This is a genomic window from Nonomuraea sp. NPDC050783 (genome assembly GCF_040802095.1).
Classification (GTDB): Bacteria; Actinomycetota; Actinomycetes; order Streptosporangiales; family Streptosporangiaceae; genus Nonomuraea.
Genome location: NZ_JBFAHK010000009.1, coordinates 268,886 through 294,080 on the forward strand (window position 1 = coordinate 268,886; position 25,195 = coordinate 294,080).

General features: G+C 72.4%; 22 protein-coding genes and 1 pseudogene. 11 read left to right on the top strand and 12 right to left on the bottom strand.

All coding sequences use genetic code 11. The features are described 5' to 3' along the window. Positions 1-2 precede the first annotated feature (2 nt). The gene (locus AB0H75_RS25655; RefSeq protein ID WP_367800173.1) at positions 3-713 is read left to right on the top strand and encodes a vancomycin high temperature exclusion protein; all 711 of its coding nucleotides are present in this window, start codon (positions 3-5) and stop codon (positions 711-713) included. Positions 714-777: 64 nt separating this feature from the next. Here the strand turns inward: AB0H75_RS25655 and AB0H75_RS25660 are convergent, their stop codons facing one another. Next, positions 778-1,965 carry a PrsW family intramembrane metalloprotease gene (locus AB0H75_RS25660; RefSeq protein WP_367800175.1) on the bottom strand — a complete coding sequence of 396 codons (1,188 nt, stop codon included), beginning with the start codon at positions 1,963-1,965 and terminating at the stop codon, positions 778-780. Between the two features lie 119 nt (positions 1,966-2,084). Next, positions 2,085-3,029 (bottom strand): heme o synthase, encoded by a 945-nt coding sequence (locus AB0H75_RS25665; protein WP_367800177.1) that lies wholly within the window; start codon positions 3,027-3,029, stop codon positions 2,085-2,087. 271 nt (positions 3,030-3,300) lie between these two features. Between AB0H75_RS25665 and tkt the strand changes: the two genes are divergently transcribed. The 6 genes from tkt to pgl are packed head-to-tail and all read left to right on the top strand — an operon-like array spanning position 3,301 to position 11,394. Further along, a complete protein-coding gene (tkt, locus tag AB0H75_RS25670) occupies positions 3,301-5,394 on the top strand; it encodes a transketolase (RefSeq protein ID WP_367800179.1) in 2,094 nt (697 codons plus the stop codon). A gap of 7 nt (positions 5,395-5,401) precedes the next feature. Beyond that, positions 5,402-6,493, top strand: a complete 1,092-nt coding sequence (gene tal / locus AB0H75_RS25675; protein ID WP_367800180.1) for a transaldolase — start codon at positions 5,402-5,404, stop codon at positions 6,491-6,493. Next, on the top strand, positions 6,493-8,070 hold the full coding sequence (locus AB0H75_RS25680; protein ID WP_367800288.1) for a glucose-6-phosphate isomerase: 1,578 nt from the start codon (positions 6,493-6,495) through the stop codon (positions 8,068-8,070). The genes tal and AB0H75_RS25680 overlap by 1 nt, the downstream gene beginning before the upstream one ends. A gap of 1 nt (position 8,071) precedes the next feature. After that, a complete protein-coding gene (gene zwf, locus AB0H75_RS25685; protein WP_367800182.1) occupies positions 8,072-9,673 on the top strand; it encodes a glucose-6-phosphate dehydrogenase in 1,602 nt (533 codons plus the stop codon). Beyond that, a complete protein-coding gene (locus tag AB0H75_RS25690) occupies positions 9,674-10,588 on the top strand; it encodes a glucose-6-phosphate dehydrogenase assembly protein OpcA (protein ID WP_367800184.1) in 915 nt (304 codons plus the stop codon). Positions 10,589-10,620: 32 nt separating this feature from the next. After that, the gene (gene pgl, locus AB0H75_RS25695) at positions 10,621-11,394 is read left to right on the top strand and encodes a 6-phosphogluconolactonase (RefSeq protein ID WP_367800186.1); all 774 of its coding nucleotides are present in this window, start codon (positions 10,621-10,623) and stop codon (positions 11,392-11,394) included. A gap of 45 nt (positions 11,395-11,439) precedes the next feature. On the opposite strand, the gene add is transcribed toward pgl, so the two are convergent. From add to AB0H75_RS25715, 4 genes are all read right to left on the bottom strand, one after another. Then, on the bottom strand, positions 11,440-12,480 hold the full coding sequence (gene add, locus AB0H75_RS25700) for an adenosine deaminase (protein ID WP_367800188.1): 1,041 nt from the start codon (positions 12,478-12,480) through the stop codon (positions 11,440-11,442). 82 nt (positions 12,481-12,562) lie between these two features. Then, complete coding sequence (locus tag AB0H75_RS25705) at positions 12,563-13,138, bottom strand: TetR/AcrR family transcriptional regulator (protein ID WP_367800190.1); 576 nt, start codon at positions 13,136-13,138, stop codon at positions 12,563-12,565. Positions 13,139-13,153: 15 nt separating this feature from the next. Further along, positions 13,154-14,017: an oxidoreductase gene (locus tag AB0H75_RS25710; protein WP_367800191.1), complete on the bottom strand. Its 864-nt coding sequence runs from the start codon at positions 14,015-14,017 to the stop codon at positions 13,154-13,156. A gap of 338 nt (positions 14,018-14,355) precedes the next feature. Further along, positions 14,356-15,192 carry a hypothetical protein gene (locus AB0H75_RS25715; RefSeq protein WP_367800193.1) on the bottom strand — a complete coding sequence of 279 codons (837 nt, stop codon included), beginning with the start codon at positions 15,190-15,192 and terminating at the stop codon, positions 14,356-14,358. Positions 15,193-15,265: 73 nt separating this feature from the next. Between AB0H75_RS25715 and AB0H75_RS25720 the strand changes: the two are divergent. Beyond that, a pseudogene (locus AB0H75_RS25720) lies at positions 15,266-15,685 on the top strand (Clp protease N-terminal domain-containing protein); the annotation flags it as partial. Between the two features lie 259 nt (positions 15,686-15,944). Here the strand turns inward: AB0H75_RS25720 and AB0H75_RS25725 are convergent. Continuing rightward, a complete protein-coding gene (locus AB0H75_RS25725) occupies positions 15,945-16,967 on the bottom strand; it encodes a GNAT family N-acetyltransferase (protein ID WP_367800195.1) in 1,023 nt (340 codons plus the stop codon). Positions 16,968-17,156: 189 nt separating this feature from the next. On the opposite strand from AB0H75_RS25725, the gene AB0H75_RS25730 reads away from it, so the two are divergent. Continuing rightward, positions 17,157-18,533, top strand: a complete 1,377-nt coding sequence (locus AB0H75_RS25730; RefSeq protein WP_367800196.1) for an NAD(P)/FAD-dependent oxidoreductase — start codon at positions 17,157-17,159, stop codon at positions 18,531-18,533. An 84-nt stretch (positions 18,534-18,617) separates the two neighbouring features. Continuing rightward, entirely contained in the window at positions 18,618-20,219 is a 1,602-nt protein-coding gene (locus tag AB0H75_RS25735) for an amidohydrolase (protein WP_367800198.1), read from the top strand. Positions 20,220-20,277: 58 nt separating this feature from the next. Here AB0H75_RS25735 and AB0H75_RS25740 read toward each other — a convergent pair whose 3' ends face one another. The 5 genes from AB0H75_RS25740 to gap form a co-directional block, all read right to left on the bottom strand. Next, complete coding sequence (locus AB0H75_RS25740) at positions 20,278-20,622, bottom strand: RNA polymerase-binding protein RbpA (RefSeq protein ID WP_084685755.1); 345 nt, start codon at positions 20,620-20,622, stop codon at positions 20,278-20,280. A gap of 73 nt (positions 20,623-20,695) precedes the next feature. Next, entirely contained in the window at positions 20,696-20,926 is a 231-nt protein-coding gene (gene secG / locus AB0H75_RS25745) for a preprotein translocase subunit SecG (protein WP_367800200.1), read from the bottom strand. 99 nt (positions 20,927-21,025) lie between these two features. Beyond that, the gene (gene tpiA, locus AB0H75_RS25750; RefSeq protein ID WP_367800201.1) at positions 21,026-21,808 is read right to left on the bottom strand and encodes a triose-phosphate isomerase; all 783 of its coding nucleotides are present in this window, start codon (positions 21,806-21,808) and stop codon (positions 21,026-21,028) included. Then, on the bottom strand, positions 21,809-22,996 hold the full coding sequence (gene pgk, locus AB0H75_RS25755) for a phosphoglycerate kinase (protein WP_367800203.1): 1,188 nt from the start codon (positions 22,994-22,996) through the stop codon (positions 21,809-21,811). 117 nt (positions 22,997-23,113) lie between these two features. After that, entirely contained in the window at positions 23,114-24,118 is a 1,005-nt protein-coding gene (gene gap / locus AB0H75_RS25760) for a type I glyceraldehyde-3-phosphate dehydrogenase (protein WP_367800205.1), read from the bottom strand. 178 nt (positions 24,119-24,296) lie between these two features. Between gap and AB0H75_RS25765 the strand changes: the two genes are divergently transcribed. After that, positions 24,297-24,932 carry a hypothetical protein gene (locus AB0H75_RS25765; RefSeq protein ID WP_367800207.1) on the top strand — a complete coding sequence of 212 codons (636 nt, stop codon included), beginning with the start codon at positions 24,297-24,299 and terminating at the stop codon, positions 24,930-24,932. Positions 24,933-25,195 lie beyond the last annotated feature (263 nt).

The following is a 25,195-nucleotide window of genomic DNA, read 5'->3' on the forward strand; positions in this document are numbered from 1 at the left end:
ACGTGCCAGGGAAGATCCGCCTCTCCCGCCGGGGCCTGCGGCGCGCGTACCAGGGGCTGGTGCTGCTGAGCGTGCTCGCGCTCGCGCCCATGACCTGGGCCTGGCTGGACAGCTCGGGGCACCGGGTGACGGCCGAGGGCCCGCGCTGGACCGCCCGGGTGCCCGCCACGCAGGCGGCGCTGGTGCTCGGCGCGGGCCTCTACGGCGGCGACCGGCCCTCCGCGATGCTGGCCCGCCGCCTCGACCTCGCCGCCGAGCTCTACCACGCCGGCAAGGTCAGGGCGCTGCTGCTGTCGGGCGACAACAGCCGCAAGGACTACGACGAGCCCACGGTGATGCGCGACCACCTGCGCGCCAGGGGCGTGCCGGACGCGGCGATGGTGCTGGACTACGCCGGGTTCGACACCTGGGACTCGTGCGTGCGGGCGCGGCGGGTCTTCGGCGCGCGCAGCGTCACCGTGGTCACCCAGGAGTTCCACCTGCCGCGCGCGGTGGCGCTGTGCCGCACGGCGGGGCTGGAGACGTTCGGGGCGGGCGACGACTCCTCCCGGCGCTGGCCCGGCACCACCTACGTCTACGCCGCCCGCGAGCTGCCGGCCGCCGCCAAGGCGTTCGTGGACGCGTGGGTGCTGCACTCCGACCCGGTCTTCCCCGGCCCGCCCGAGACCTCGCTCATCCGCGCCCTGGAGACCGCGAACGACCGCCCGCGCTGACCGGCGGGCCGACCGCGCTGACCGACCGCGCTGACCGGCCGCGCCGGTCAGCCGGGGCCGCCGGTCAGCCGGGTGCGCCCGGCGCGTAGCCGGGCGGCGGCATGCCCTCGGCCAGCGCCTGGGCGTGCACCGGCGGCACCGGGAACTGGTGGCGCGCGGTGCTCATGCACTCCAGCAGGGCCCGCTGCTCCTCGTGGAAGGTCTGCTCGTCCACCATGTGCCGGGCGGCCCGCTCGTGCAGCAGCCCCAGCTCGGTCGCGGCGAGCTGGTAGTCGGCCATCGCGCGCAGCCCGCGCCTGCCGCCGTACGCCTTGGCCCACTGGCGCGCCTGGCGGCGGCGGGAGAACGTGGACAACATGTAGATGTCGGCCTCGCCGACGAGCTTGGTCGGCTCGTACGCCGGCAGGTAGCGCTGGATGAGCGCGACGATGCGCCGCCGGTCGCGGAAGACCACGCCGATGATCACGATGAGCACGACCAGCAGCGTCAGGTAGGCCACCACGAGCCCGGGGAAACCGCCGTAGGAGGCCAGGCCGTTCCACAGGCCGTGCAGCGCCATCGCCCCCGTCCAGCCGGCCAGGACGAGGAACACCCGCTCCGAGCCGCGCTGGGCGGCGTAGGCCACGGCGATGCCGATCATCGAGCTGAACAGCGGGTGGGCCAGCGGCGACAGGATGCCGCGCAGCACCACGGTGACCGCCAGGCCCTTGACGCCCGAGGTGGACAGGGCGCCCAGGTAGTAGCTGACGTTCTCGCTCATGGCGAAGCCGAGGCCGACCATGCCGGCGTAGATGACGCCGTCGGTGGGGCCGTCCAGCTCGGCCCGGCGGAACCTGAGCAGGCCCAGCAGCACCAGGCCCTTCATCGTCTCCTCGACCACCGGGGCGCCGAAGGTGGCCGCGACGTTGCGGGCGCTGTCCTGCGACAGCTTCACGGTGTCCATGAAGTAGTGCAGGTTGAGCGAGTTGATCACGCCGGCGACCAGCACCGCGATGCCCGCGCCCCAGGCGAAGGCGAAGATGAGGTTGCTGCGCGGCTCGGGCTCCATACGGTCGAGCGCGAGCACCGCGGCCAGCAGCAGCGGCACCGGGGCCAGGGCGAGGGTGAGGGCGATGAAGAACTGCACCGGCTCGCCGTTGAAGACGTCGAAGGAGAACGAGATCAGGGCGCAGATGCCGGTCAGGACCAGCCCGATGATCAACGCGGTGGACGGGCGGTCCTTCAACACCCAGCGTGGATCACGGGTCGCCATAGGGTGACTTTAACGGATCAGGACCCCGGTGACCGTGCGGGCCGGTGGCGCCGGACAGCCACTCGTCACCGTCCGGCCACCTCTGGGCCCGCCCGGCGAGGGCCGGGACGGACGGGAGGTCAGGCCAGCAGGGGGTCGATGGCGACGGCGAGGAACAGCAGCGCCAGGTAGGCGTTGGACCAGTGGAAGAAGCGCATGGGCCGCAGGTCCACGCCGGTCTTGCCGGCGTTGAGCCGGCCCAGCAGGCGGTGCACCTCCCACAGGCACATCACGCCCAGCGCGGCGGCCACCACCGGGTAGAACAGCGTGGTGCCCGCCACCGGCCACAGCGCCAGCGAGCACAGCACGGTCGCCCAGGTGTAGGCGATCGACTCCAGGATCACCCGCCGCTCGGTGGCCACCACCGGCAGCATCGGCACCTTGGCCGCGGCGTAGTCCTCCTTGTAGCGCATGGCGAGGGTCCAGGTGTGCGGCGGCGTCCAGAAGAACACCACGCCGAACAGCACCAGCGGCGCCCAGTCGACCCGGTCGGTGATGCCCGCCCAGCCGATCATCACCGGCATGCAGCCGGCGATGCCGCCCCAGACGATGTTCTGGGCCGTGCGGCGCTTGAGGATCATCGAGTAGACCAGGACGTAGAACAGGATCGCGCCGAGCGAGAGCAGCGCCGCCAGCCCGTTGGTGGTCGCCCACAGGCCAATGGTGGACAAAATCCCGAGCACGATTCCGAAGATCAGCGCGCCGCGCGGCGAGACCTGGTGCCGCGCCAGCGGGCGGCGTCGGGTGCGGCGCATCTTCTGGTCGATGTCGCGGTCGACGTAGCAGTTGAGCGCGTTGGCGCTGCCCGCCGACAGGGTGCCGAACACCATGACCGCGACGGACGTCCACAGCGGCGGCAGGCCGCCGGCCGCGAGGAACATCACCGGCAGCGTGGTGATCAGCAGCAGCTCGATGATCCGCGGTTTGGTGAGCGCGATGTAGGCCTTGACGATTATGCCGATCGAGCGCGGCGCCTCCACCTGCGGAGTTCGGGCCGTCGCCTGCCTGTTGGTCAGCACCGTCAAGGCGCTTCCAGCCTGTGCGGGGTCAACGCGTAACCTCTGATTAGAGCGGATCCATGGTGGGCGCCGGTGACGCCTCTGCGAACAAACAAACTGTAGTCGCAGGGGCGGCCGGTCCGGCCAATGGGGGGCTTTGCGCCATGCATGGACACGCACACGTGGAATGGAATTGATCGCCAGCTCCACTCGGTTAGGGTCCCTGTGGGCGGGATAGCCAACCGGCACAACCGATGACATCTAGAATCCGGAGATCGAGCACTTGAGCACCGAACTCGTGCCAGCCCTTGAATGGACCGACCTGGACAAGCAGGCGGTCGACGTCGTTCGAGCCCTGGCGATGGACGCAGTGGAGAAGGCGGGCTCGGGCCACCCCGGCACCGCCATGAGCCTGGCCCCCGCCGCATACCTGCTGTTCCAGCGCGCGATGCGCCACGACCCCACCGACCCCACCTGGATCGGCCGGGACCGTTTCGTGCTGTCGTGCGGCCACAGCAGCCTGACGCTCTACATCCAGCTCTACCTGTCCGGCTACGGCCTGACGCTGGACGACCTGAAGCGGCTGCGCCAGTGGGACAGCCTCACGCCCGGCCACCCCGAGCACGGCCACACCGCCGGCGTGGAGACCACGACCGGCCCGCTGGGCCAGGGCATCGGCAACGCGGTCGGCATGGCGATGGCGGCCCGCCGCGAGCGCGGCCTGTTCGACCCCGACGCCGAGCCCGGCGCCTCGCCGTTCGACCACCGCATCTGGTGCATCGTCAGCGACGGCGACATCGAGGAGGGCATCAGCCACGAGGCCAGCTCCATCGCCGGCCACCAGAAGCTGGGCAACCTCATCGTGGTGTGGGACGACAACAACATCTCGATCGAGGACGACACGCTGATCGCCAAGTCCGAGGACGTCGTCAAGCGCTACGAGGCCTACGGCTGGCACACGCTGGAGGTCGACTGGACCTCCGGCGACGACTACCACGAGGACGTGCAGGCCCTCCACCAGGCGCTGGAGGCGGCCAAGGCCGAGACCGACCGGCCGACGTTCATCCGGCTGCGCACGATCATCGGCTGGCCCGCGCCCAACAAGCGCAACACCGGCAAGATCCACGGCTCGGCGCTGGGCGAGTCCGAGGTGGCCGCCACCAAGGAGCTGCTGGGCATGGACCCCGCCAAGAGCTTCGAGGTGCCGGACGCCGTGCTCGCCCACGCCCGCGAGGTGGTGCAGCGCGGCCGCGCCGCCCGCGCCGAGTGGGACGAGCACTACGCCGCCTGGCGCCAGGCCAACCCGGAGCGCGCCGCCGAGCTCGACCGCATCTCGCAGCGCGAGCTGCCGGCCGGCTGGGCCGAGGCGCTGCCGTCGTTCGAGAAGGGCGGCTCGATGGCCACCCGCAAGGCCTCGGGCGAGGTGCTGAACGCGTTGGCCCCGGTGCTGCCGGAGCTGTGGGGCGGCTCGGCCGACCTGGCCGAGTCCAACAACACCACGATGAAGGGCGAGCCGTCCTTCATCCCCGAGGAATACCAGACCAAGGAGTTCCCCGGTAACCGCTACGGCCGCACGCTGCACTTCGGCATCCGCGAGCACGCGATGGGCGCGATACTCAACGGCATCGCGCTGCACGGCGGCACCCGCCCCTACGGCGGCACGTTCCTGGTCTTCTCCGACTACATGCGCCCGTCGGTGCGCCTGGCCGCGCTGATGAAGCTGCCGGTGACCTACGTGTGGACGCACGACTCCATCGGCCTCGGCGAGGACGGCCCGACCCACCAGCCGGTCGAGCACCTGTGGGCGCTGCGCGCGATCCCCGGCCTCGACGTGGTACGCCCGGCCGACGCCAACGAGACGGCGTACGCGTGGAAGGCCGTCCTGGAGCACAAGGACCGGCCGGCCGCGCTGGCCCTGACCCGGCAGAACCTGCCGGTCTTCGAGGGCACCAGCGCCGAGGGCGTGGCCAACGGCGGCTACGTGCTGCGCGAGGCGTCCGACGGCCAGCCGCGGGTGATCCTCATCGCCACCGGCAGCGAGGTCGAGATCGCGGTGCAGGGCCAGGAGCTGCTGGAGGCGCAGGGAATTCCCACGCGAGTGGTGTCCATGCCGTGTGTCGAGTGGTTCAACGGGCAGGATTCCGCCTACAGGCAGACCGTCCTGCCGCCGTCGATCAAGGCTCGGGTCGCGGTCGAGGCGGGTATCGCCCTCGGCTGGCGCGAGTTCGTCGGCGAGAAGGGCGAGGTGGTCAGCCTCGAGCACTTCGGCGCGTCGGCTCCGTACAGGACGTTGTACGAGCAGTTCGGGCTGACGGCCGAGCGCGTGGCGGCGGCGGCCAAGGCGAGCCTGGCCAAGCTGGGCCAGGACAAGGGCGAGACGACGGGAAACTGAGAAGAAGATGAGCGAGATCCTCAACAAGCTGTCCGGCCAGGGCGTGGCCATCTGGCTCGACGACATCAGCCGCGAGCGCCTGCGCACCGGCAACCTGGAGCAGCTGATCCGCGACAAGAACGTCGTCGGGGTGACCTCCAACCCGACGATCTTCGCCAGCGCGCTCAGCAAGGGCGACGCCTACGACGTGCAGCTGCACGACCTGGCCGTGCGCGGCGTCACCGTCGAGGAGGCGGTACGCGCGATCACGACCTACGACATCCGCTGGGCCGCCGACGTGCTGCGCCCGGTCTACGACGCCACCGGCGGCGTGGACGGCCGCGTGTCGCTGGAGGTCGACCCGCGGCTGGCGCACGAGAGCGACAAGACCGTGGCCGAGGCCCGCGCCCTGTGGTGGATGGTCGACCGGCCCAACCTGATGATCAAGATCCCGGCGACCGTGGAGGGCCTGCCGGCGATCACGCAGGCCATCTCCGAGGGCATCAGCGTCAACGTCACGCTGATCTTCTCGCTGGAGCGCTACCGCGCGGTCATGGACGCCTGGCTGGCCGGCCTGGAGGCCGCGCAGGCCAAGGGCCTCGACCTGGCCTCGATCGAGTCGGTGGCCTCGTTCTTCGTCAGCCGCGTCGACACCGAGATCGACAAGCGGCTCGACCAGCTCGGCAAGCCGGAGCTGAAGGGCAAGGCGGGCGTGGCCAACGCGCGCCTGGCCTACGCGGCGTTCGAGGAGGTCATGAACTCCGAGCGCTGGCAGCGCCTGCGCTCGGCCGGCGCCCGCCCGCAGCGGCCGCTGTGGGCCTCCACCGGCGTGAAGAACCCCGAGTACTCCGACACGATGTACGTCGACCAGCTCGTCGCCCCCGGCACGGTCAACACGATGCCGGAGAAGACCCTGGACGCGACCGCCGACCACGCCGACATCAGCGGCGACACCGTCCGCCCGTTCTACGAGCAGGCCTGGAACACCATGGCCGCGCTCAAGGAGGCCGGCGTCGACTACGACGACGTGGTGCGGGTGCTGGAGGAGGAGGGCGTGCAGAAGTTCGAGGCGTCCTGGGGCGAGCTGCTGGAGAGCGTCACCAAGAACCTGGTTCCGTGATGGAGGTGCACTACCGCGACGAGGGGGTGGCCGCGGCCGCCTCCTCCGTCGCGGGGCGCCTCGTCGCCGACGGCGTGCCGGCCCGGCTCGCCGCCGGCGACCCCACGCTGTGGGACGAGGACGCCGAGGGGGACACCGGGGCCGAGCAGCCCTTCCGCGTCCCCCGCGAGCTGCTCGCCGAGCTGGACGCGCTGGTGGCGCCCCGGCGCGCCGCGGGCCTGACCGAGGTCGTGCTGATCGCGGCCGGCGCCCCCGCGCTGGCCGCGGAGGCCATCTGCGACACCGCCGACGTGCCGCTCACCGTGCTCGACACCGCCGACCCCGGCCAGGTGCGGCGGGCGCCGGCCGGCCCGCCGGCGGCCACGGTGGTGGTGGCCGCGGCCGGCACCGCGGAGGCCGACGCCTGCCTGCGCGTCTACGAGGAGCTGTTCGAGCGGTCCGGCCTGGCGCCCGCCGAGCACGTCGTGGCCGTGGCCGCGCCGGGCACGCCGCTGGAGCGGCACGCCCGCGAGCGCGGCTACCCCGTCCTGCCGGCCGGCGACGGCGGCGCGCTGTCGGCGGCGGCGCTGCTGCCCGCCGCCCTGGCGGGCGCCGACGTGGCCCGGCTGCTGGACGACGCCGCCGAGGTGCTGCCCCTGCTGGCGGCCGGGACCGGCAACCCGGGCCTCGACCTGGGGGCGGCGCTCGGCGGCGCGGCGCTGGCCGGGCGCGACAAGCTGCTGCTGGAGGACCGCCTCTCGCCCGTCGCCGGGCTGCCCGACTGGATCGAGGCGCTGGTCGCCGGGTCCACCGGCAAGCAGGGGCGGGGGATCCTGCCGGTCGTCGGCGCCGACCCGCAGCGCGTCTCGGACGAGCTGGTCGTCGGCCTCGCCGACGACGTGGGGGACGTGCGCGTGGACGGCCGGCTGGGCGCGCAGTTCCTGGTCTGGGAGTACGCCACCGACGTGGCCGCGCTGCTGCTGGGCGTGGACCCCGACGACCGGCCCGACGCGGCCGAGGCCGACCGCGCCGCCGCCGCCCTGCTGGAGCTGCCCGAGCTGCCCACCGGCGCGCCCACGCTGGTGGACGGCCCGGTCGAGGTCCACGGCCCGGCCGGCGCCAAGGACCTGCCGGGCGTCCTCGCCGAGCTGCTGCGCGCGATCCCCGGCGACGGCTACCTGGCGGTGACGGCCCACCTCGACCGGCTGGCGGCCTTCGACGCGCCGGTGCCCGAGGGGGCCGACTTCGAGCAGATGACCGACGCCTGGATGATGGCCGACGCGGCGACGCTGCGGGCGCTGCTGGCGCTGCGCACCGACCGGCCGGTGACGTTCGGCTGGGGGCCGCGTTCCCTGCGCACCGCCGGCCAGTACCACAAGGGCGGGCCCCAGAACGGGGTCTTCCTGCAGATCACGGGGGAAGTGGCGGAGGACGTCGCGGTCCCCGGCAGGCCGTACACCCTGGGCCGGCTCCAGCTCGCCCAGGCGCTCGGCGACCTGGAGGCGCTCGCGACGCGCGGGCGGCCCGCCGTACGCCTGCACCTGACCGACCGCGCGGCGGGAGTCGCGCACCTGCTCGCAGCCGCACAGGAGGTTTGAGATGACAGACCCTGGATCACCCATGGAGGACGCCACCACCGTGGCGGCGGCCGTCGCGGGCACCGCCACCACGATCGAGGCGGCCGCCGCGAACCCGTTGCGCGACCCCGGCGACAAGCGGTTGCCACGGGTGGCGGGGCCTTGTGTGATGGTGTTGTTCGGCGTGACCGGTGACCTGGCCAAGCGCAAGCTGTTGCCGGCGATCTACGACCTGGGCAACCGGGGGCTGCTGCCGCCCGGTTTCTCGCTGGTCGGCTTCGCCCGGCGCGATTGGAAGGACCAGGACTTCGCCCAGCTGACGCACGACGCCGTCAAGGCGCACGCCCGGACGCCGTTCCGGGAGGAGGTCTGGAAGCAACTGCTGGAGGGCATCCACTTCGTGCCCGGCGAGTTCTCCGACGACGGCGCCTTCGACGCGCTCGCCATGGCCTTGAACGAGATCGACCAGACCCGCGGCACCGGCGGCAACTACGCGTTCTACCTGTCGGTGCCGCCGAAGTTCTTCCCCGTGGTGGTCGAGCAGCTCAAGCGCACCGGCCTCGCCGACGCGCCCGAGGGCTCGTGGCGGCGGGTGGTGATCGAGAAGCCGTTCGGGCACGACCTGCAGTCGGCGCACGAGCTGAACGAGATCACCACCTCGGCCTTCCCGGAGAGCTCGATCTTCCGGATCGACCACTACCTGGGCAAGGAGACCGTCCAGAACATCCTGGCGCTGCGGTTCGCCAACAACCTCTACGAGCCGATCTGGAACCGCAGCTACGTCGACCACGTGCAGATCACGATGGCCGAGGACATCGGCATCGGCGGGCGCGCCGGCTACTACGACGGCATCGGCGCGGCCCGCGACGTGATCCAGAACCACCTGCTCCAGCTCCTCGCGCTGGTGGCGATGGAGGACCCGACCTCGTTCGACGCCTCCGCGCTGCGGCGGGAGAAGGAGAAGGTGCTGCGGGCGGTGCGGCTGCCGGCCGACCTCAAGGCGTACACCGCGCGCGGCCAGTACTCCGCCGGCTGGCAGGGCGGCGAGAAGGTCGTCGGCTACCTCCAGGAGGAGGGCATCTCCGCCGACTCGATCACCGAGACCTACGCCGCGGTCAAGCTGGAGATCGCCAACCGGCGCTGGGCCGGGGTGCCGTTCTACCTGCGCACCGGCAAGCGGCTGGGCCGCCGGGTGACCGAGGTCGCCGTGGTGTTCCAGCGGGCGCCGCACCTGCCGTTCAGCAAGACCGACACCGAGATCCTCGGTCAGAACGCGCTGGTCGTGCGGGTCCAGCCGGACGAGGGCATCACCGTGCGCTTCGGCTCCAAGGTGCCGGGGACGGCCATGGAGGTGCGCGACGTGTCCATGGACTTCGCCTACGGCGAGTCGTTCCTGGAGTCGTCGCCGGAGGCGTACGAGCGGCTGCTGCTCGATGTGATGATCGGCGATCCACCGCTCTTCCCGCACCAGCGCGAGGTGGAGCTGTCGTGGACGATCCTCGACCCGATCGAGGAGTTCTGGGCCACGCAGGGCCAGCCCGAGCCCTACGAGTCGGGTTCCTGGGGGCCGCAGTCGGCCGACGCGATGATGGCCCGCGACGGCCGGGTGTGGAGGAGACTCTAGATGACCACGTTCATGTTGTCCGACACCACGGCGGGCAAGATCTCGGCGCAGTTCACCCACCTGCGCCACCAGATGGGCGCGCCCGCCATCGGCATGGTGCTGACGCTGGTGGTGGTCTGCGAGGAGCGCCACCAGTACGACGCGCTGCGCGCGGCCACCGAGGCGGCCCGCGAGCACCCCTCGCGCATCATCGTGCTGGTCAACCGCGAGCCGGAGGAGCCGATCAGGCTCGACGCCGAGCTGCGCATCGGCGAGAACACCCCGGGCGAGGTGGTGGTGCTGCGCCTGTACGGCGAGCTCACCCAGCACGCCGACTCGGTGGTCAGCCCGCTGCTGCTGCCCGACACGCCGGTCGTGGCGTGGTGGCCGGGCGCGGCGCCCGAGGTGCCCTCCAAGGACCCGATCGGCGCGCTGGCGCAGCGCCGCATCACCGACGCCAAGGGCTTCGACGACGGCGGCGTGCAGTCGCTGGTCATCCGCGCCAAGGGGTACGCCCGCGGCGACACCGACCTGTCGTGGGCGCGGCTGACGCCGTGGCGCAGCCTGCTGGCCGCCGCCTTCGACCAGCCGGTGGGCCGGGTGCGCAAGGGCGTGGTGGAGGCCTCGCCCGGGCACCCGAGCGCGCCGCTGCTGGCCGCGTGGCTGTCGGAGCGGCTGGGGGCGACGATCAAGGTGACCGACTCCAGCGGCCCCGGGCTGACCGCGGTGCGGCTGCAGACCGGCGACGGCGAGCTGGCGGTCGTGCGCAACGACGCCCGGCTGGCCACGCTGTCGCGGCCCGGCCAGCCCGACCGCAACGTGGCCCTGGCCCGGCGCAGCCTGTCGGAGCTGATGGCCGAGGAGCTGCGCAGGCTGGACAGCGACGAGATCTACGAGGCCGCGGTGAAGCGGTTCGCCCGGACGTACAAGGGATGACGCGAGAGACCGTGACTGCGAAACTGGCGTCTGTGAGCGTCCCCACGATCGTCGTCCACCGCAACGCCGACGTCCTGGCCAAGGCCGTGGCGGCGCGGATCATCACCCGCCTGGTCGACGCCCAGTCGGCCAAGGGCTCGGCCTCGCTGGTGCTGACCGGCGGCACGGTCGGCATCGCCACGCTGGCCGCCATCGCCGCCACGCCCGCGCGGGACGCGGTCGACTGGCGGCGCCTGGACATCTGGTGGGGCGACGAGCGTTTCCTGCCCTCGGGCGACAAGGAGCGCAACGAGACCGGTGCCCGCGAGGCCCTGCTCGACCACGTGGACGTGGACCCCGAGCGGGTGCACGTCATGCGCGGCCCCGACTCGGGCATGTCGGCCGAGGAGTCGGCCGACTCCTACGCCGCCGAGCTGCGGGCCGCCGCCCGGCCGGAGGACCACGGCCCGGTGCCGGCCTTCGACGTGATGCTGCTCGGCATGGGCCCCGACTCCCACGTGGCCTCGCTGTTCCCCGGCATGCCCGCCCTGTACGACACCCGCCCCGTGGTGTCCGTGCACGGCTCCCCCAAGCCGCCGCCCACCCGCATCTCCCTGACGCTGCCGGCCATCCAGGCCGCGCGCGAGGTCTGGGTGGTGGCGGCCGGCGAGGAGAAGGCGGGCGCGGTCCGGCTGGCCCTGTCGGAGTCCGGGCCGGTCCAGGTGCCGGCGGCCGGGGCGCGGGGGCGCAACCGCACGTTGTTCCTGCTGGACCGGGCGGCGGCCGGGAAGATCCCGCCGGAGCTGGGGCGGCTCGCCTCGCCCTGATCGCCGCTCGCCCGATCCTCCCGGAGCCCCGTCAGCTTCCAGCCGTCAGCTTCCGGCCGTCAGCTCGTCGATCTCGGCGAGCAGGGCCTGCTTGCGGGGCTCCGGCAGGTACGACGCCCGCACCCCGTTGGCCGCCAGCGCGGCCAGCCCCGCGCGGTCGAGGCCGAGGACCTCGGCCGCGACGCGGTACTCGTCGGCCAGGGTAGTGGCGAACATCGGCGGGTCGTCGCTGTTCAGCGTGACGTACAGGCCCTCCTCCAGCATCCGCGGCAGCGGGTGGTCCGCCAGGCGGGCGATCTGGCCGGTGCGGAGGTTGGAGGTGGGGCAGACGTCCAGGGGGAGCTGGGTCTCGCGCAGGTGGGCGACCAGGCGGGAGTCGGCCAGGCAGCTGATGCCGTGGCCGATGCGCTCGGCGCCATAGCCCTCGATGACCTCCCAGATCGTCTCCGGGCCGCTCATCTCGCCCCCGTGCGGCACGCTGTGCAGGCCCGCCGCGCGGGCGGCGGCGAACGCGGCGCGGTAGGCGTCGCGGTACTTCGGGCGCTCCTGCTCGATGCCGCCGATGCCGAAACCTACCAGCGCGGCGGGAGGTTCCTGGAGGGCGTGCTCGAGGGTGATCCTGGCGGCCTCCTCGCCGTGCTCGCCGGGGATGTCGAAGATGTAGGCCATCTCCACGCCGTGCTCGGCGGCCGAGCGGCGGGCGGCCAGGTCGAGGGCCTCGGTGACCTCGCGCATCGGCATGCCGACGACGTGGTGGGCGTACGGGGTGACCTGCAGCTCGACGTACCTGGCGCCTTGGGGGGCGAGGTCGCGGGCCAGGCCGAGGACGAGCGTGGCCACGTCCTCGGGCTCGCGGACCAGGGCGTTGACGGCCGTGTAGACGCGGGCGAAGTGGGGGAAGTCGCGGAAGGTGTAGAAGCGGCGCAGCTCCTCCTCCGTACGGGGGACCTCGGTCCCGTCCGGGTGGCGGCGGGCCAGTTCCAGGACGGTGGGCACCGAGGCGGAGCCGACCAGGTGCACGTGCAGCTCGACCTTGGGGAGCGCGGCGATGAACGTCTCCAGGTCGGGGGTCGTCATGGTCGTCATGGCGACGACCTTAAGGGCGCTTCCCGGCGGATCGATAGGTTTGGCGGGGCAATCTGACGGAATAATGTAAGGTTTCCCGGCGTCAGGCCGCTGCCCAGGCGCGGGCCAGCGGCAGCAGCACCCCGTCCACGGACTCCTCGACGAACTCCTCGCCGAACCGCGGCCCGGTGAAGATCATGCGGTGCCACACCAGGGCCTCGGCCACCCCGAACAGCCGCGCCGGATCCACCGCCGCCGCCAGCTCGCCCCGCCGCACCGCCCGCTCGACCAGCGCCCCGACCTGGCTCAGGTCCTTGGCCGGCATGTGGGCGCGCAGCGTCCGCGCCAGCTCCTGGTGGGACACCAGCGTCGAGGACAGCCCGATGACGAGGGTGTGCTTGCGCTCCACCGTCCCGCACAGCCCCCGGAAGATCGAGGCCAGGTCGCCGCGGAGCGAGCCGGTGTCCTCGCCGGGCGGGGCGTCCATGTCGAAGCGGCGGCAGATGACGTCGACCACCAGCTCCGGCTTGCCCGCCCAGCGCCGGTAGATGGTGGCCTTGCTGGCCCTGGCCCGCCGCGCGATCTGGTCGACCGACATGCGGTCGTAGCCGACCTCGGAGAGCAGCTCCATCGTGGCGTCGAGGATGGCCTTGTCGCGCTCGGGGTCGAGGGGAGCCACGTACACGTCCTTCTGCTAGTCGAACTCCTTGAATCGTACGCCGGTCAGCTCGGTGGACACCTGCCACAGCCGCCGCGCGACCTGCTCCGACCTGGCCGTCCTCGACGGGGTGAGCAGCTTGAGCCGCGGGCCGACGAACTCGCCGCCGCGGATCCCCGGCGCGGTGGCGGCGTACAGGGAGGGCCGCGCGCCGGCCGCCGCGCCCTTCAGGAACACGCCCAGGAGGAACTGCAGCGGGCCGAGCTTGATGATGTTGGTGGCGGTGGTGCCGGGGTGGGTGGCGACGGAGAGCAGGCCCGTACCGGCCCGCTCGGCGCGCCGCTGCAGCTCCAGGGCGAAGAGCAGGTTGGCCAGCTTGGAACGCCCGTACGCGCTGAAGCGGCCGTACCCGCGCTCCAGCCCCAGGTCGGTGAAGTCGAGGCGGCCGACGGAGTGGGCGTCGCTGGAGACGGTGACCACGCGCGGCGCGGGGGCGGCCAGCAGCTTCGGCAGCAGCAGGCCGGTGAGCGCGAAGTGCCCGAGGTGGTTGACGCCGAACTGCATCTCGAACCCGTCCCTGGTCTCCTGGCGGGCGATCATGCCGATGCCGGCGTTGTTGACCAGCAGGTCCACGGCGTCGGTGGCGGCGGCGAACTCCCGGACCGACGACAGGTCGGCCAGGTCGAGCCGGCGGTACTCGACCCGGGCCCCGGGGACCTGCCGCAGGATGCCCGCGACCGCCTCGCCGCCCCGTTCGGGCGAGCGGGCGGCGAGCACGACGCGGGCGCCGTGCCTGGCCAGTTCGAGCGCCGTAGGCAGGCCGATGCCGCTGTTGGCGCCGGTCACGACGGCGGTCGTGCCGGTGAGGTCGGGCATGGAGTCGGGGGTCCACGAGGTCATCGTCGCTCCAGGTGTACGAAACCGTTTCGTACACCATAACCCACCACCTCACCCACCGCCCAGAACCCTCCCCACCGCATCACCCCCACTCCGGACCCACCGCCGATCCACCCACCGCCGGAACGCCGGGCGGCGAATCAGAGCCGTCCCGCCATTGCCCAGCCCACCACCGACCTACCCGCCGCCGAAACACCGGACGGCGAATCAGAGCCGTCCCGCCATCGCCCAACCCACCACCGACCCACCCACCGCCGAAACACCGGACGGCGAATCAGAGCCGTCCCGCCATTGCCCAGCCCACCACCGACCTACCCGCCGCCGAAAGGCCGGGCGGTGGGTCACAGGCGTTCCAGTCGTCGCCGGGCGCGCCGTTCCTCCCGTCGGGTCACCTCCAGGCGGCTCCTGCTGTCGCCGAGCCGGTCGCGTGCCTCGGCCAGTGCCCGCTCCAGCCGCTCGGCCTCGGCGGCGCGCTCGTCGAAGTCCCGCTGGGCCGCCTCCAGCGCCTCGCGCCACTCCCGGTGCGCGGCCTCCGCCTCGGCCCGCTCCCTGGCCTTCCTGGCCGCGGCCTCCTCGCGGGCGCGCGCCGCGGCGGCCTCGTCCTCACCCGCGCCCCGCTTCCCGGCCGCCCCGCCCCGCTTCCCCGCCGCCGGCCCGCCCTGCTTCCCGGCCGCCGCCCCGCCCTGCTTCCCGGCCGCCGGCCCGACGCGCGGGACCGGGGCGGGCGCGAAGCCGCTGTAGGCCAGCGGCCTGGCCAGCCGGCCCCGGCGCACCTGCCCGGCCGCGCCGGCGTCCACGACGGCCGCGTCCAGGGTCTGCTCCACCTCGGCGGCGGCCGCGGCCGACAACGCGCTCTCCTGCCGGATGAGCCGGAGCAGCCGCCCGGCGGCCTCGCCGCGGCGGCGGGCCAGCTCGGCCAGGGTGCCGGGGTCCCGCTCCGGCCAGGCGGCACGCAGCCGCTCCCCCACCTCCAGCAGCTCGGCCACCTCGGCCGGGTGCTCGCGGGCGGCCCGGTTCACGGCCCAGGCCGACACGGTGGGCCTGCGCAGCTTCGCGATCTCCCGCGAGAGGCGTACGTCACCCGCGTCCCTGGCCGCGCGGGCCTCGGCCGCCCGCGCGGCGGTGAACTCCGGCGGCGTGAGTCCGTAGAGGCGGTCGGCCACCCTGTCAAGATCCACAGGGGACAAATACCCCACATTGCGGCGTTTCTAGCGCATAGTGGAGGCAGCCCCAGCCGAACGGAGGCTTCCGGTGTTCGAACGATTCACCGACCGAGCACGCAGGGTCGTCGTCCTCGCGCAGGAGGAGGCGCGGATGATGAGCCACGGCTACATCGGCACCGAACACATCCTGCTCGGCCTCCTCGCGGAGGGCGAGGGCCTGGCCGCCCTGGTCCTGGGCGGCTGCGGGGTGGAGCTGGACCACGTACGGGCCTTCGTCGAGCGCGAGACGGGGCACGACGGCAAGCCGCCGAGCGGGCACATCCCGTTCACGCCCCGCGCGAAGAAGGTCCTGGAGCTGTCGCTGCGCGAGGCGCTGCAACTGCGCCACAACTACATCGGCACCGAGCACATCCTGCTCGGGGTGATCAGGGAGGGCGAGGGGCTGGCCGCCCAGGCGCTCGTGTACGCCGGCGCGAACCTGCCCGACCTACGCCAGCACCTGCTCGAACGCGTCGGCCGGGGCCCCAGGGAGCGCCCCCCGGAGATGATCTTCGCCGGAGCCGGCACCCTCAACGAGCGGCTCGTCCAGATCCAGGAGAGCCTGGAGCGCATCGAGCGCCACCTGGGCATCCACCCGCCCGGCGCCGAGGAGCCGCCCACCGGGGAGCCGCCCACCGGGGAGCCGATCGCCGAGGACTCCAGGGACGACGAGAAGGGCGTCGGCTAGCCCCCTCCCCGGGCCGTCACACCCGCCCTCACACCCGCCGTCACACCGTGCTCAGGGCGCCGACCGGCAGCCGGGCCTCCATCACGCCGGGGTCCTCGGTGTAGCCGGGCGCGGCGCCCAGTGAGACCAGCAGGCCGCACATCCGTACGTTGTCGGACAACATGGTGGCCCTGACCTCGGCGTACCCGAGATCGCGGGCCGCGCGCACCAGCATCCTGGCCAGGACCTTGCCCAGACCGCGCCCCTGCCAGCGGTCCTCGACGAGGAAGGCCATCTCGGCGGTGCCGGGGTCGGGGGTGAACATGAGGTTGGCCATCGCCACCACCTGCCCGTCGTGCCCGGCCACCAGCGAGTACCCTTTGCTCCTGTCGCACAGCCGGTCGAACACGCGGGCCGGCAGCGCGGGCATCGAGGTGAAGTAGCGGAACCTGCGCGACTCCGGCGAGCACCTGTCGTGCAGGTCGCGGACGGCCTCGCGGTAGATGGAGGTGAGCGGGCGGACCGTGACCTCGGTGCCGTCGCCGAGCTTGACCGCGCGCTCGGTGCCCCCCGGGTCCGTGGCCGGCTGGGCGAGCCGGGCGAAGGCGGCGGCCCTGGCCGCCTCGGTCAGCGTGAACGGCAGCTCGGCGCGGCGCAGCCGGACCGCCCGCCTGGCGGCGACGGGCACGACGAGCAGGGTCGGGTCGGGAAGATCACTCACGACTTCACCATAGATCCACCGGGCGTCGTCGGCGCGCAGCAGCTCGGCCAGCAGCTCGGGCAGCCGCCACGGCGTCGCCCGCAGCCGGGAGGCCAGCAGGAGCGCGCGGGTGGGCTCGTCGGTCAGCTCGTGGGCGGTGGCGGGCACCACCCTGACCTGGCGGCCCCCGGCCGACTCCAGGGCCGCTCGCACGGTCTCCGGGCCGGCCGGGATGTCGGCGACGAACTCGTCTACGGTGCCGTCGGTGTCGGACTGGACGCTCAGGCCGAGGATGTTGCCGCCCCTGTCGGCCAGGGCCGAGGCGAGGGAGGCCAGCCGCCCGGGCCGCTCGTCCACCGTGGTGCGGATGCGCAGGAATCCCATGCCTTCAGCATGCCTGCCGGCTGTTACACCCCCGCTAACGACGTGTTTCATCGCGGAATGATCCTATATATCCGGATATTGCCAGGTGTTGACGTCCGCGCAGCCGAGCGGCGACGCCCCGTAGAGGATCGATCACGAATTTCGTCGTGAGATGCGGCGCAGTGTCCGGATATAGCAGGATACGGGGGCATGAGCGTGCGTGTTCCTTTGTCGTCCGAGTTCGTGAACGGCGACGTGTCCTTCTGGTACCGGTCTCTGGGCCTGCCCACCCCCGGCCCCCGGCTCGACGGCGACCTGGACGCCGACGTGGCCATCGTCGGCGCCGGCTACACGGGCCTGTGGACCGCGTACTACCTCAAGCGCGCCCGCCCGTCCCTCCGCGTCGTCGTCCTGGAGCAGGAGTTCGCCGGCTTCGGCGCCTCCGGCCGCAACGGCGGCTGGCTGACCGGCGACCTGGCCGGCTCGCACGAGCGCTACGGCGAGGGCGCGCGCCGCCTGCAACGCGAGATGTACCACTCCATCGACGAGGTCATCGCCGTCTGCGACAAGGAGGGCATCGACTGCGACCTGGTCAAGGGCGGCGTGCTGAACGTGGCCCGCACCCCCGCCCAGGCCGCCCGCCTGCGCGAGACGGTCGAGTCCGCCCGCCCCTGGGGCATCGGCGAGGAGGACCTGCGCCTGGTGAACCCGGACGACCACCTGCGGGTCGCCGGCGCGCTGGCGGGATCCTGGAGCCCGCACTGCGCCCGCATCCAGCCCGCCAAACTGGCCCAGGGCCTGGCCAGGGTCGTCCGCGACCTCGGCGTGAGCGTCTTCGAGCGCACGCCGGTCACCGAGATCGTCCCGCACCGCGCGGTCACCCCGTACGGCACCGTGACCGCCGGCCACGTCATCCGCGCCACGGAGGGCTTCACCGCGCGCCTGCGCGGCCTGCGCCGCCAGTGGCTGCCGATGAACAGCTCCATGATCGTCACCGAACCCCTGCCCCCGTCGTTCTGGGACGAGGTCGGCTGGAGCGGCGCCGAGCTGCTCGGCGACATGGCCCACTACTACATGTACGCCCAGCGCACCGCCGACGACCGCATCGCCTTCGGCGGCCGGGGCCGCCCCTACCTGTACGGCTCCCGCATCGACGCCCGCGGCCACACCCACGAGTGGACGGTCGAGGCGCTGTGGAGCCTGCTGACCGAGTTCTTCCCTGCCGCCCGCTCCTCGTCGGTCGCCCACGCCTGGTCCGGCGTGCTGGGGGTGCCGCGCGACTGGTGCTCCACCGTCCACGTGGACCCGTCCACCGGCCTGGGCTGGGCGGGCGGCTACACCGGCCACGGCGTCACCACGACGAACCTGGCCGGCCGCACGCTGCGCGACCTCGTCCTCGGCGAGGAGACGGAGCTGACGTCGCTGCCGTGGGTGGGCCGCGAGGTGCGCGCGTGGGAGCCGGAGCCGCTGCGCTGGCTGGGCGTGCACGCCATGTACCGCCTGTACCGGGTGGCCGACCACCGCGAGCGCACGATGCGCCGCACCTCGGCCCTGGCCCGCTTCGCCGACCTCATCACCGGGCACTGAGCGTCCGGGACGGAACCGGGCACCCGGCAGGAACCCGGGCACCCGGGGAGACCGGGCATCCGCAGCACACGACAAGGAGATCAGATGACCATCCTCTTCCGCGGCGGCCGCGTCTTCACGCCGGACGGCGTCCGGGAGGCGGCCGTGCTGGTGGACGGCGGGGTGATCGCCGCCGTGGGCCCGGAGGGGGAGCTGGCCCGCCGGGCGCCGTCCCACGAGACGGTCGACCTGGACGGCGGCCTGCTGACGCCGGGGTTCACCGACGCCCACATGCATCCGGTCCAGGCGGGCCTGGAGCGCGCGAAGTGCGACCTGTCCGAGGTCTACGGCCAGGACGCCTACCTCGCCGAGATCAACGCCTACGCCGCCGGGAACCCGGACAAGGAGTGGATCGACGGCGGCGGCTGGGACATGTCCGCCTTCCCCGGCGGCCTCCCCCACCGCTCCCTGCTCGACCACCTCGACCGCCCGGTCTACCTGATCCAGCGCGACCACCACGCCGCCTGGGTCAGCACCCGCGCCCTGGAGCGCGCCGGCATCACCCGCGACACCCCCGACCCGGCCGACGGCCGCATCGAGCGCGACCCCGACGGCACCCCGTCCGGCGTCCTGCACGAGGGCGCGATGGACCTCGTCGGCCTGCTCACCCCCCGCCCCACCCCGCAGGACCTGGCGGCGGCGCTGGAGGACGCGCAGCGCCACCTGTTCTCGCTGGGCATCACGGGCTGGCAGGACGCCATCGTGGGCTCGTACGCCGGCTCCGACGACCAACTGCCCACCTACCTGTCCGCGGCCCGCCAGGGACGCCTCAGGGCCCGCGTGACGGGCGCCCTGTGGTGGGACAGGACCCGCGGCGCGGAGCAGATCGAGGACCTGGTCGCGCGGCGCGCCTCGGCGGAGGGCCTGGACCGGTTCCGGGCCGGCACGGTCAAGATCATGCAGGACGGCATCACGGAGAACTTCACCGCCGCGACGCTGGAGCCGTACTGCCTGTGCGGCGGCACGGGCCTGTCGTACGTGGAGCCCGCGAAGCTCAAGGAGTACGTCGCCGAGCTGGACCGCCTCGGCTTCCAGGTGCACTTCCACGCCATCGGCGAGCGCGCCGTGCGCGAGGCCCTGGACAGCTTCGAGGGCACCGACCCGGCCAACCGCCACCACATCGCCCACCTGCAGATCATCGAGCCGTCCGACGTGCCGCGCTTCGCCGCGCTCGGCGTCACGGCCAACATCCAGCCGCTGTGGGCCACCCACCACGCCCAGATGGACGAGCTGACCCTGCCCTACCTGGGCGAGCCCCGCTCGTCGTGGCAGTACCCCTTTAAGGACCTGCTCGACCACGGCACCCGCTTCTGCGCGGGCAGCGACTGGCCGGTCTCCAGCGCCGACCCCCTCCAGGGCATGCACGTGGCGGTGAACCGCACCGAGCCCGGCGGCTCGGTGCACGCCGGCTACCCCACGGCGCGGACCCCGTTCCTGCCCGGGCAGCGGATCGACCTGGCGACGGCGATGGCCGCCTACACCTCCGGGTCGGCCTGGATCAACCGCTCCCCCGCGGGCGCGATCGAGCCGGGCCGCCCGGCCGACCTGGTGGTGCTGGACCGCGACCCGTTCGCGCTGCCGCCCGAGGAGATCTGGACGACCCGGGCGCGGATGACGTTCGTGGACGGGCAGGCCGTCCACGAGTAGCGCCGCACGCCCTGAGATGCGAAGGACCCCCGCCGGAGCGGGGGTCCTGACGCCGTGCCTACCAGGGGGACTTGTTGGCGCGCAGGCGCTCCAGTGCTTCCTCCAGGATCGCCTTGCCGTCCTTGTCGCTCCTGCGCTCCTTCACGTACGCGAGGTGCGTCTTGTACGGCTCGTTCCTCGGCGGGGCAGGGGGGTTCGACTCGTCCTGTCCGGCAGGGAGGCCGCAACGAGGGCAGTCCCACAGCTCAGGAACCGCCGCGTCACTGGCGAAACTGGGGCGCGTCTCGTGCATGTTGGCGCACCAGAACGAGACCCGCACTCTCGGAGCTGCCTCGCCGCGCTCGGCCTCCCCCATAGGGCCGGCGCCGACTCGGCTGCCACGGATCGCGTTGCCACTACCCACGGATGAACTCCTCGCTCGATCGCCCCGCGCGCGAACACGGGGGGAGAATCACTGTCACGCGTTTACTTGTTGCTCAGGGCCGCATGAGCAGGCCGAGAGCGATGATGCAGATGAACCAGATCGCGCCCGTGATGACGGTCAGCCGATCGAGGTTGCGCTCCACCACAGAGGAACCACCGAAGTTCGACGAGAAACCGCCGCCGAACATGTCAGACAGGCCACCACCCTTGCCCTTGTGGAGCAGGACGAGCAGGATCATGAGAAGGCTCGCCAGGATGAGGGCGATGGAGATTCCGAGTATCACGGTATGCCTGTTCCTTCAGTGCTCTGTTACGCGTGACGATTCAAACTTGCCTTCTGAGGGTACGACCTGCTGTCAAGTCGCACCCCCCGAACGACTCAGTTAGCCAGGCAATTCGGAGAATCGGCAGATCTTGGCGAACTCTCCGGCGTCGATGCTGGCGCCTCCCACGAGGGCGCCGTCCACGTCCGGTTGCGCCATGATCCCCGCGATGTTGCCTGACTTGACCGAGCCACCGTAAAGGATACGGACCGACGAGGCCACATCGGCGTCGTAGAGCTCCGCGAGTCTGACCCGCAGCGCCCCGCAGACCTCCTGGGCGTCCTCGGGGGTGGCCACCTCGCCGGTGCCGATCGCCCACACCGGCTCGTAGGCCACCACTATCGATTTTGCCTGCTCGGCCGAGATCTTGCGCAGGGCCCCGTCGAGCTGGCCGAGACTGTGCGCGATGTGGCCGCCCTCTTGACGCACCGGCAGCCCCTCGCCCACGCACAGGATCGGCGTCAGCGAGTGCCGGTAGGCCGCCTGGACCTTGGCGTTGACCAGGTCGTCGTCCTCGCCGTGGTACTGCCGCCGCTCGGAGTGGCCGACGACCACGTACGTGCAGCTCAGCTTGGCCAGCATCGGGCCCGACACCTCGCCGGTGTAGGCGCCGCCGTCGTACGGGGACAGGTCCTGGGCGCCGTAGACGATCCTGAGCTTGTCGCCGTCCACGAGCGTCTGGACGCTGCGCAGGTCGGTGAAGGGCGGCAGGACGGCGACCTCGACCTTGTCGAAGTCCTTGTCGTTGAGAGCGAAGGCCAGCTTCTGGACCAGTGCGATGGCCTCCAGGTGGTTGAGGTTCATCTTCCAGTTGCCGGCGATGAGCGGCTTGCGCTGCGACACCTACGCCTCCAGAGCGGCGAGTCCGGGAAGGGTCTTGCCCTCAAGGTATTCGAGGCTGGCCCCGCCACCGGTGGAGATGTGCGAGAAACCGTCCTCGGGCAGGCCGAGCTTGCGCACGGCGGCCGCGGAGTCGCCGCCGCCGACCACGGTGAAGGCGTCGGAGGCGATGAGCGCCTCGGCCACGGCCCTGGTGCCGCCGGAGAACGCGTCGAACTCGAACACGCCCATCGGGCCGTTCCAGAAGACCGTCCTGGCGTCGGCCAGCTTGGCGGCGAACAGCTCGCGGGTCCTCGGCCCGATGTCGAGCCCCTCGCGGTCGGCCGGGATCGCGGTGGCCTCCACGGCCTCGTGCTCGGCGTCGGCGGCGAACTCGGTGGCGGCCAGCACGTCGACCGGCAGCACGAGCTCCACGCCGCGCTCGGCGGCCTGGTCGAGGAAGCCGCGCACCTGGTCGAGCTGGTCCTCCTGCAGCAGCGACCCGCCCACCTCGTGGCCCTGCGCCTTGAGGAAGGTGTAGGCCATGCCGCCGCCGATCAGCAGCCGGTCGACCTTGGTCAGCAGGTTGGCGATGACGCCCAGCTTGTCGGAGACCTTGGCGCCGCCCAGCACCACCACGTAGGGGCGCTCGGGCTCCTCGGTCAGCTTCTTCAGCACCTCGACCTCGGCGACGACCAGCCCGCCCGCCGCGTGCGGCAGGATCCTGGGCACGTCGTAGACGCTGGCGTGCTTGCGGTGCACCGCGCCGAACCCGTCGCCGACGTAGAGCTCGGCCAGGCCGGCCAGCTTCTCGGCGAACGCGCCACGCGCGGCGTCGTCCTTGGACTCCTCGCCCGGCTCGTAGCGCAAGTTCTCCAGCAGGGCGACCTGGCCGTCCTGGAGCGCCTCGACGGTCGCGCGGGCGCTGTCGCCCACCACGTCGGTGGCGAAGGCGACGTCCTGGCCCAGCAGCTCGCCCAGGCGGGCCGCCACCGGCCGCAGCGAGTACTTCGGGTTGACCTGGCCCTTGGGCCTGCCCAGATGGGCGCAGACGACGACCCTGGCGCCCTGCTCCACCAGTGCCTTGATCGTCGGCACCGACGCGCGGATGCGGCCGTCGTCGGTGATCGTCTCCCCGTCGAGGGGGACGTTGAGGTCGGCGCGCACCAGCACGCGCCGCCCCTTCACGTCGAGATCGTCGAGCGTGCGCATGCTCCTGCTCCTGTTCTCCCGGGGCGCGCCCGGCGCGCGCCCCGGCACGTGGTCATGGCCTCGTCACGGCCTCGTCGTGGCCTCGGCCCCCCGGCCCCGCGGGGTGCCTCCGGAACGTCAGAGGCCGCGGCCGACCAGCTCGATCAGGTCGGCGAGGCGGTTGGAGTAGCCCCACTCGTTGTCGTACCAGCCGACGACCTTGACCTGGTTGCCGATGACCTTGGTGAGGCCGGCGTCGAAGATGCAGGAGGCCGGGTCGGTGACGATGTCGGAGGAGACGATCGGGTCCTCGGTGTAGCTGATGATGCCCTTGAGCGGGCCCTCGGCGGCGGCCTTGACCGCGGCGTTGACCTCCTCCACCGAGACCTCGCGGCTGACGTCGACGGTGAGGTCGGTGGCCGAGCCGGTGGGGATCGGCACGCGCATCGCGAAGCCGTCGAGCTTGCCCTTCAGCTCCGGCAGGACCAGGCCGATGGCCTTGGCGGCGCCGGTGGAGGTGGGCACCACGTTGAGGGCGGCGGCGCGGGCGCGGCGCAGGTCCTTGTGCGGGCCGTCCTGCAGGTTCTGGTCCTGCGTGTAGGCGTGGATGGTGGTCATCAGACCCTTCTCGATGGTGAAGGAGTCGTGGATGACCTTGGCCATGGGCGCCAGGCAGTTGGTGGTGCAGGACGCGTTGGAGATGATCGTGTGCTTGGCGGGGTCGTAGGAGGAGTCGTTGACGCCCATGACGACCGTGACGTCCTCGTTCTTCGCCGGGGCGGAGATGATGACCTTCTTCGCGCCGTTGTCGGCGTGCACCTTGGCCTTGGCGGCGTCGGTGAACAGGCCGGTGGACTCCAGCACGACGTCCACGCCGAGGTCGCCCCAGGGCAGCTTGGCCGGGTCGCGCTCCTCGAAGACCTTGATCGCCTTGCCGTCTACCGTGATCTCGTCGCTGCTGGCCTTCACCTCGTAGGGCAGGCGGCCCAGGATGCTGTCGTACTTCAGAAGGTGAGCGAGCGTCGCGTTGTCGGTCAGGTCGTTGACCGCGACGATCTCGATGTCCTTGCCGCTGGCGGCGACAGCGCGCCAGAAGTTGCGGCCGATGCGGCCGAAGCCGTTGACGCCTACGCGGATGCTCACGCGATCTCCTCGAACAGATGGCGGCTGAAACCTCAACCACGAACCTTATCGGACCCAAATTGGTTTAGACCACTGCGGCCCCCGCCCTGCGCATGCCCGTTCCGTAAGCGCAATTTGTGGTGTTCGAGTAAAGTGCCCGACTCATCGGAGTAAATTCGTGCATTCTCTGGGGGCTGAGATGTCACACAACCGGTCCAAACCGCTCATCGGGCTGGTCGCAGGTCTGGTGGCGGCGCTCGTCTGCGCGGCCGGGCTGGGGGCGGCCGTGCTGTTCCAGAACCACCTGCCCGCCGCCGTCAGGACGTTCGGCAACGGCCACCCGCTGTCGGCGGGCCTGTCCCTGGTGATCGCCGTGGTGATCGCCCTGGCCGTCGGCGCGGCGCGGCCGCGCGGCGCGGTGCTGCCCGTCGTGGCCGCGCTGTACGCCGGGGGCGCGGTGATGGCCGGGCAGATCGTCGGCTCCTCCGTGATGGAGGGCGCGCTGGCCCGCCGCCCGGGCGTGCCGCTCGGCGTGGCCGACGTCACCCTGGCCAACTTCCTCGGCGGCCTGTCCGGCGGGCTCGGCCGCTACGGCGCACGGCTGTCGGAGTCGTGGCCGGTCTGGACGTACATCGGCGTGGCCGCCCTGGCCGCGCTCCTGCTGGTCACCCTGCGCGTGCTGCGCCTGCGCCGCGCCGACCGCCGCCCCGCCGGCGACGGCGAGGAGCCCGACGGGCGGGAGCCGGAGTACCGCGCCCCCTTCGAGCCCGCCCAGCCCACACCGGACCAGCCCACCACCGACCTCTTCACCCCCCGCAAGCCGGCCCGCGGCTGACCCGCACCCCATCGCACCGAGGGGACCCGCGTCTCCCCTCGTCCGCGGCGGCCTCCCCGGTCCCGGCCGGCCGCGATCCCGGCCCTCCCCGGCTCAGGACCCTGTGGCCCAACGCCGAACAGCCGCATGCCGCGAAGCAACCGACCGAGCGATACCAACAGCCGGATGCGGCGAAGCAACCGACCGAGCGATGCCGAACAGCCGGATGTCGCGAAGCAACCGACCGAGCGACAGGGCACGCCGCCGGCCGTGGACGCCGGCAC

Bases quoted from the DNA above. Each gene is read 5' to 3' on its own strand.
- AB0H75_RS25735 (WP_367800198.1), top strand. From the start codon at position 18,618: ATGACCATCCTCTTCCGCGGCGGCCGCGTCTTCACGCCGGACGGCGTC.
- tal (WP_367800180.1), top strand. From the start codon at position 5,402: ATGAGCGAGATCCTCAACAAGCTGTCCGGCCAGGGCGTGGCCATCTGG.
- AB0H75_RS25660 (WP_367800175.1), bottom strand. From the start codon at position 1,965: ATGGCGACCCGTGATCCACGCTGGGTGTTGAAGGACCGCCCGTCCACC.
- AB0H75_RS25690 (WP_367800184.1), top strand. From the start codon at position 9,674: ATGACCACGTTCATGTTGTCCGACACCACGGCGGGCAAGATCTCGGCG.
- AB0H75_RS25725 (WP_367800195.1), bottom strand. From the start codon at position 16,967: ATGGGATTCCTGCGCATCCGCACCACGGTGGACGAGCGGCCCGGGCGG.
- AB0H75_RS25710 (WP_367800191.1), bottom strand. From the start codon at position 14,017: ATGACCTCGTGGACCCCCGACTCCATGCCCGACCTCACCGGCACGACC.
- AB0H75_RS25765 (WP_367800207.1), top strand. From the start codon at position 24,297: ATGTCACACAACCGGTCCAAACCGCTCATCGGGCTGGTCGCAGGTCTG.
- add (WP_367800188.1), bottom strand. From the start codon at position 12,480: ATGACGACCATGACGACCCCCGACCTGGAGACGTTCATCGCCGCGCTC.
- AB0H75_RS25730 (WP_367800196.1), top strand. From the start codon at position 17,157: ATGAGCGTGCGTGTTCCTTTGTCGTCCGAGTTCGTGAACGGCGACGTG.
- AB0H75_RS25680 (WP_367800288.1), top strand. From the start codon at position 6,493: ATGGAGGTGCACTACCGCGACGAGGGGGTGGCCGCGGCCGCCTCCTCC.
- pgk (WP_367800203.1), bottom strand. From the start codon at position 22,996: ATGCGCACGCTCGACGATCTCGACGTGAAGGGGCGGCGCGTGCTGGTG.
- zwf (WP_367800182.1), top strand. From the start codon at position 8,072: ATGACAGACCCTGGATCACCCATGGAGGACGCCACCACCGTGGCGGCG.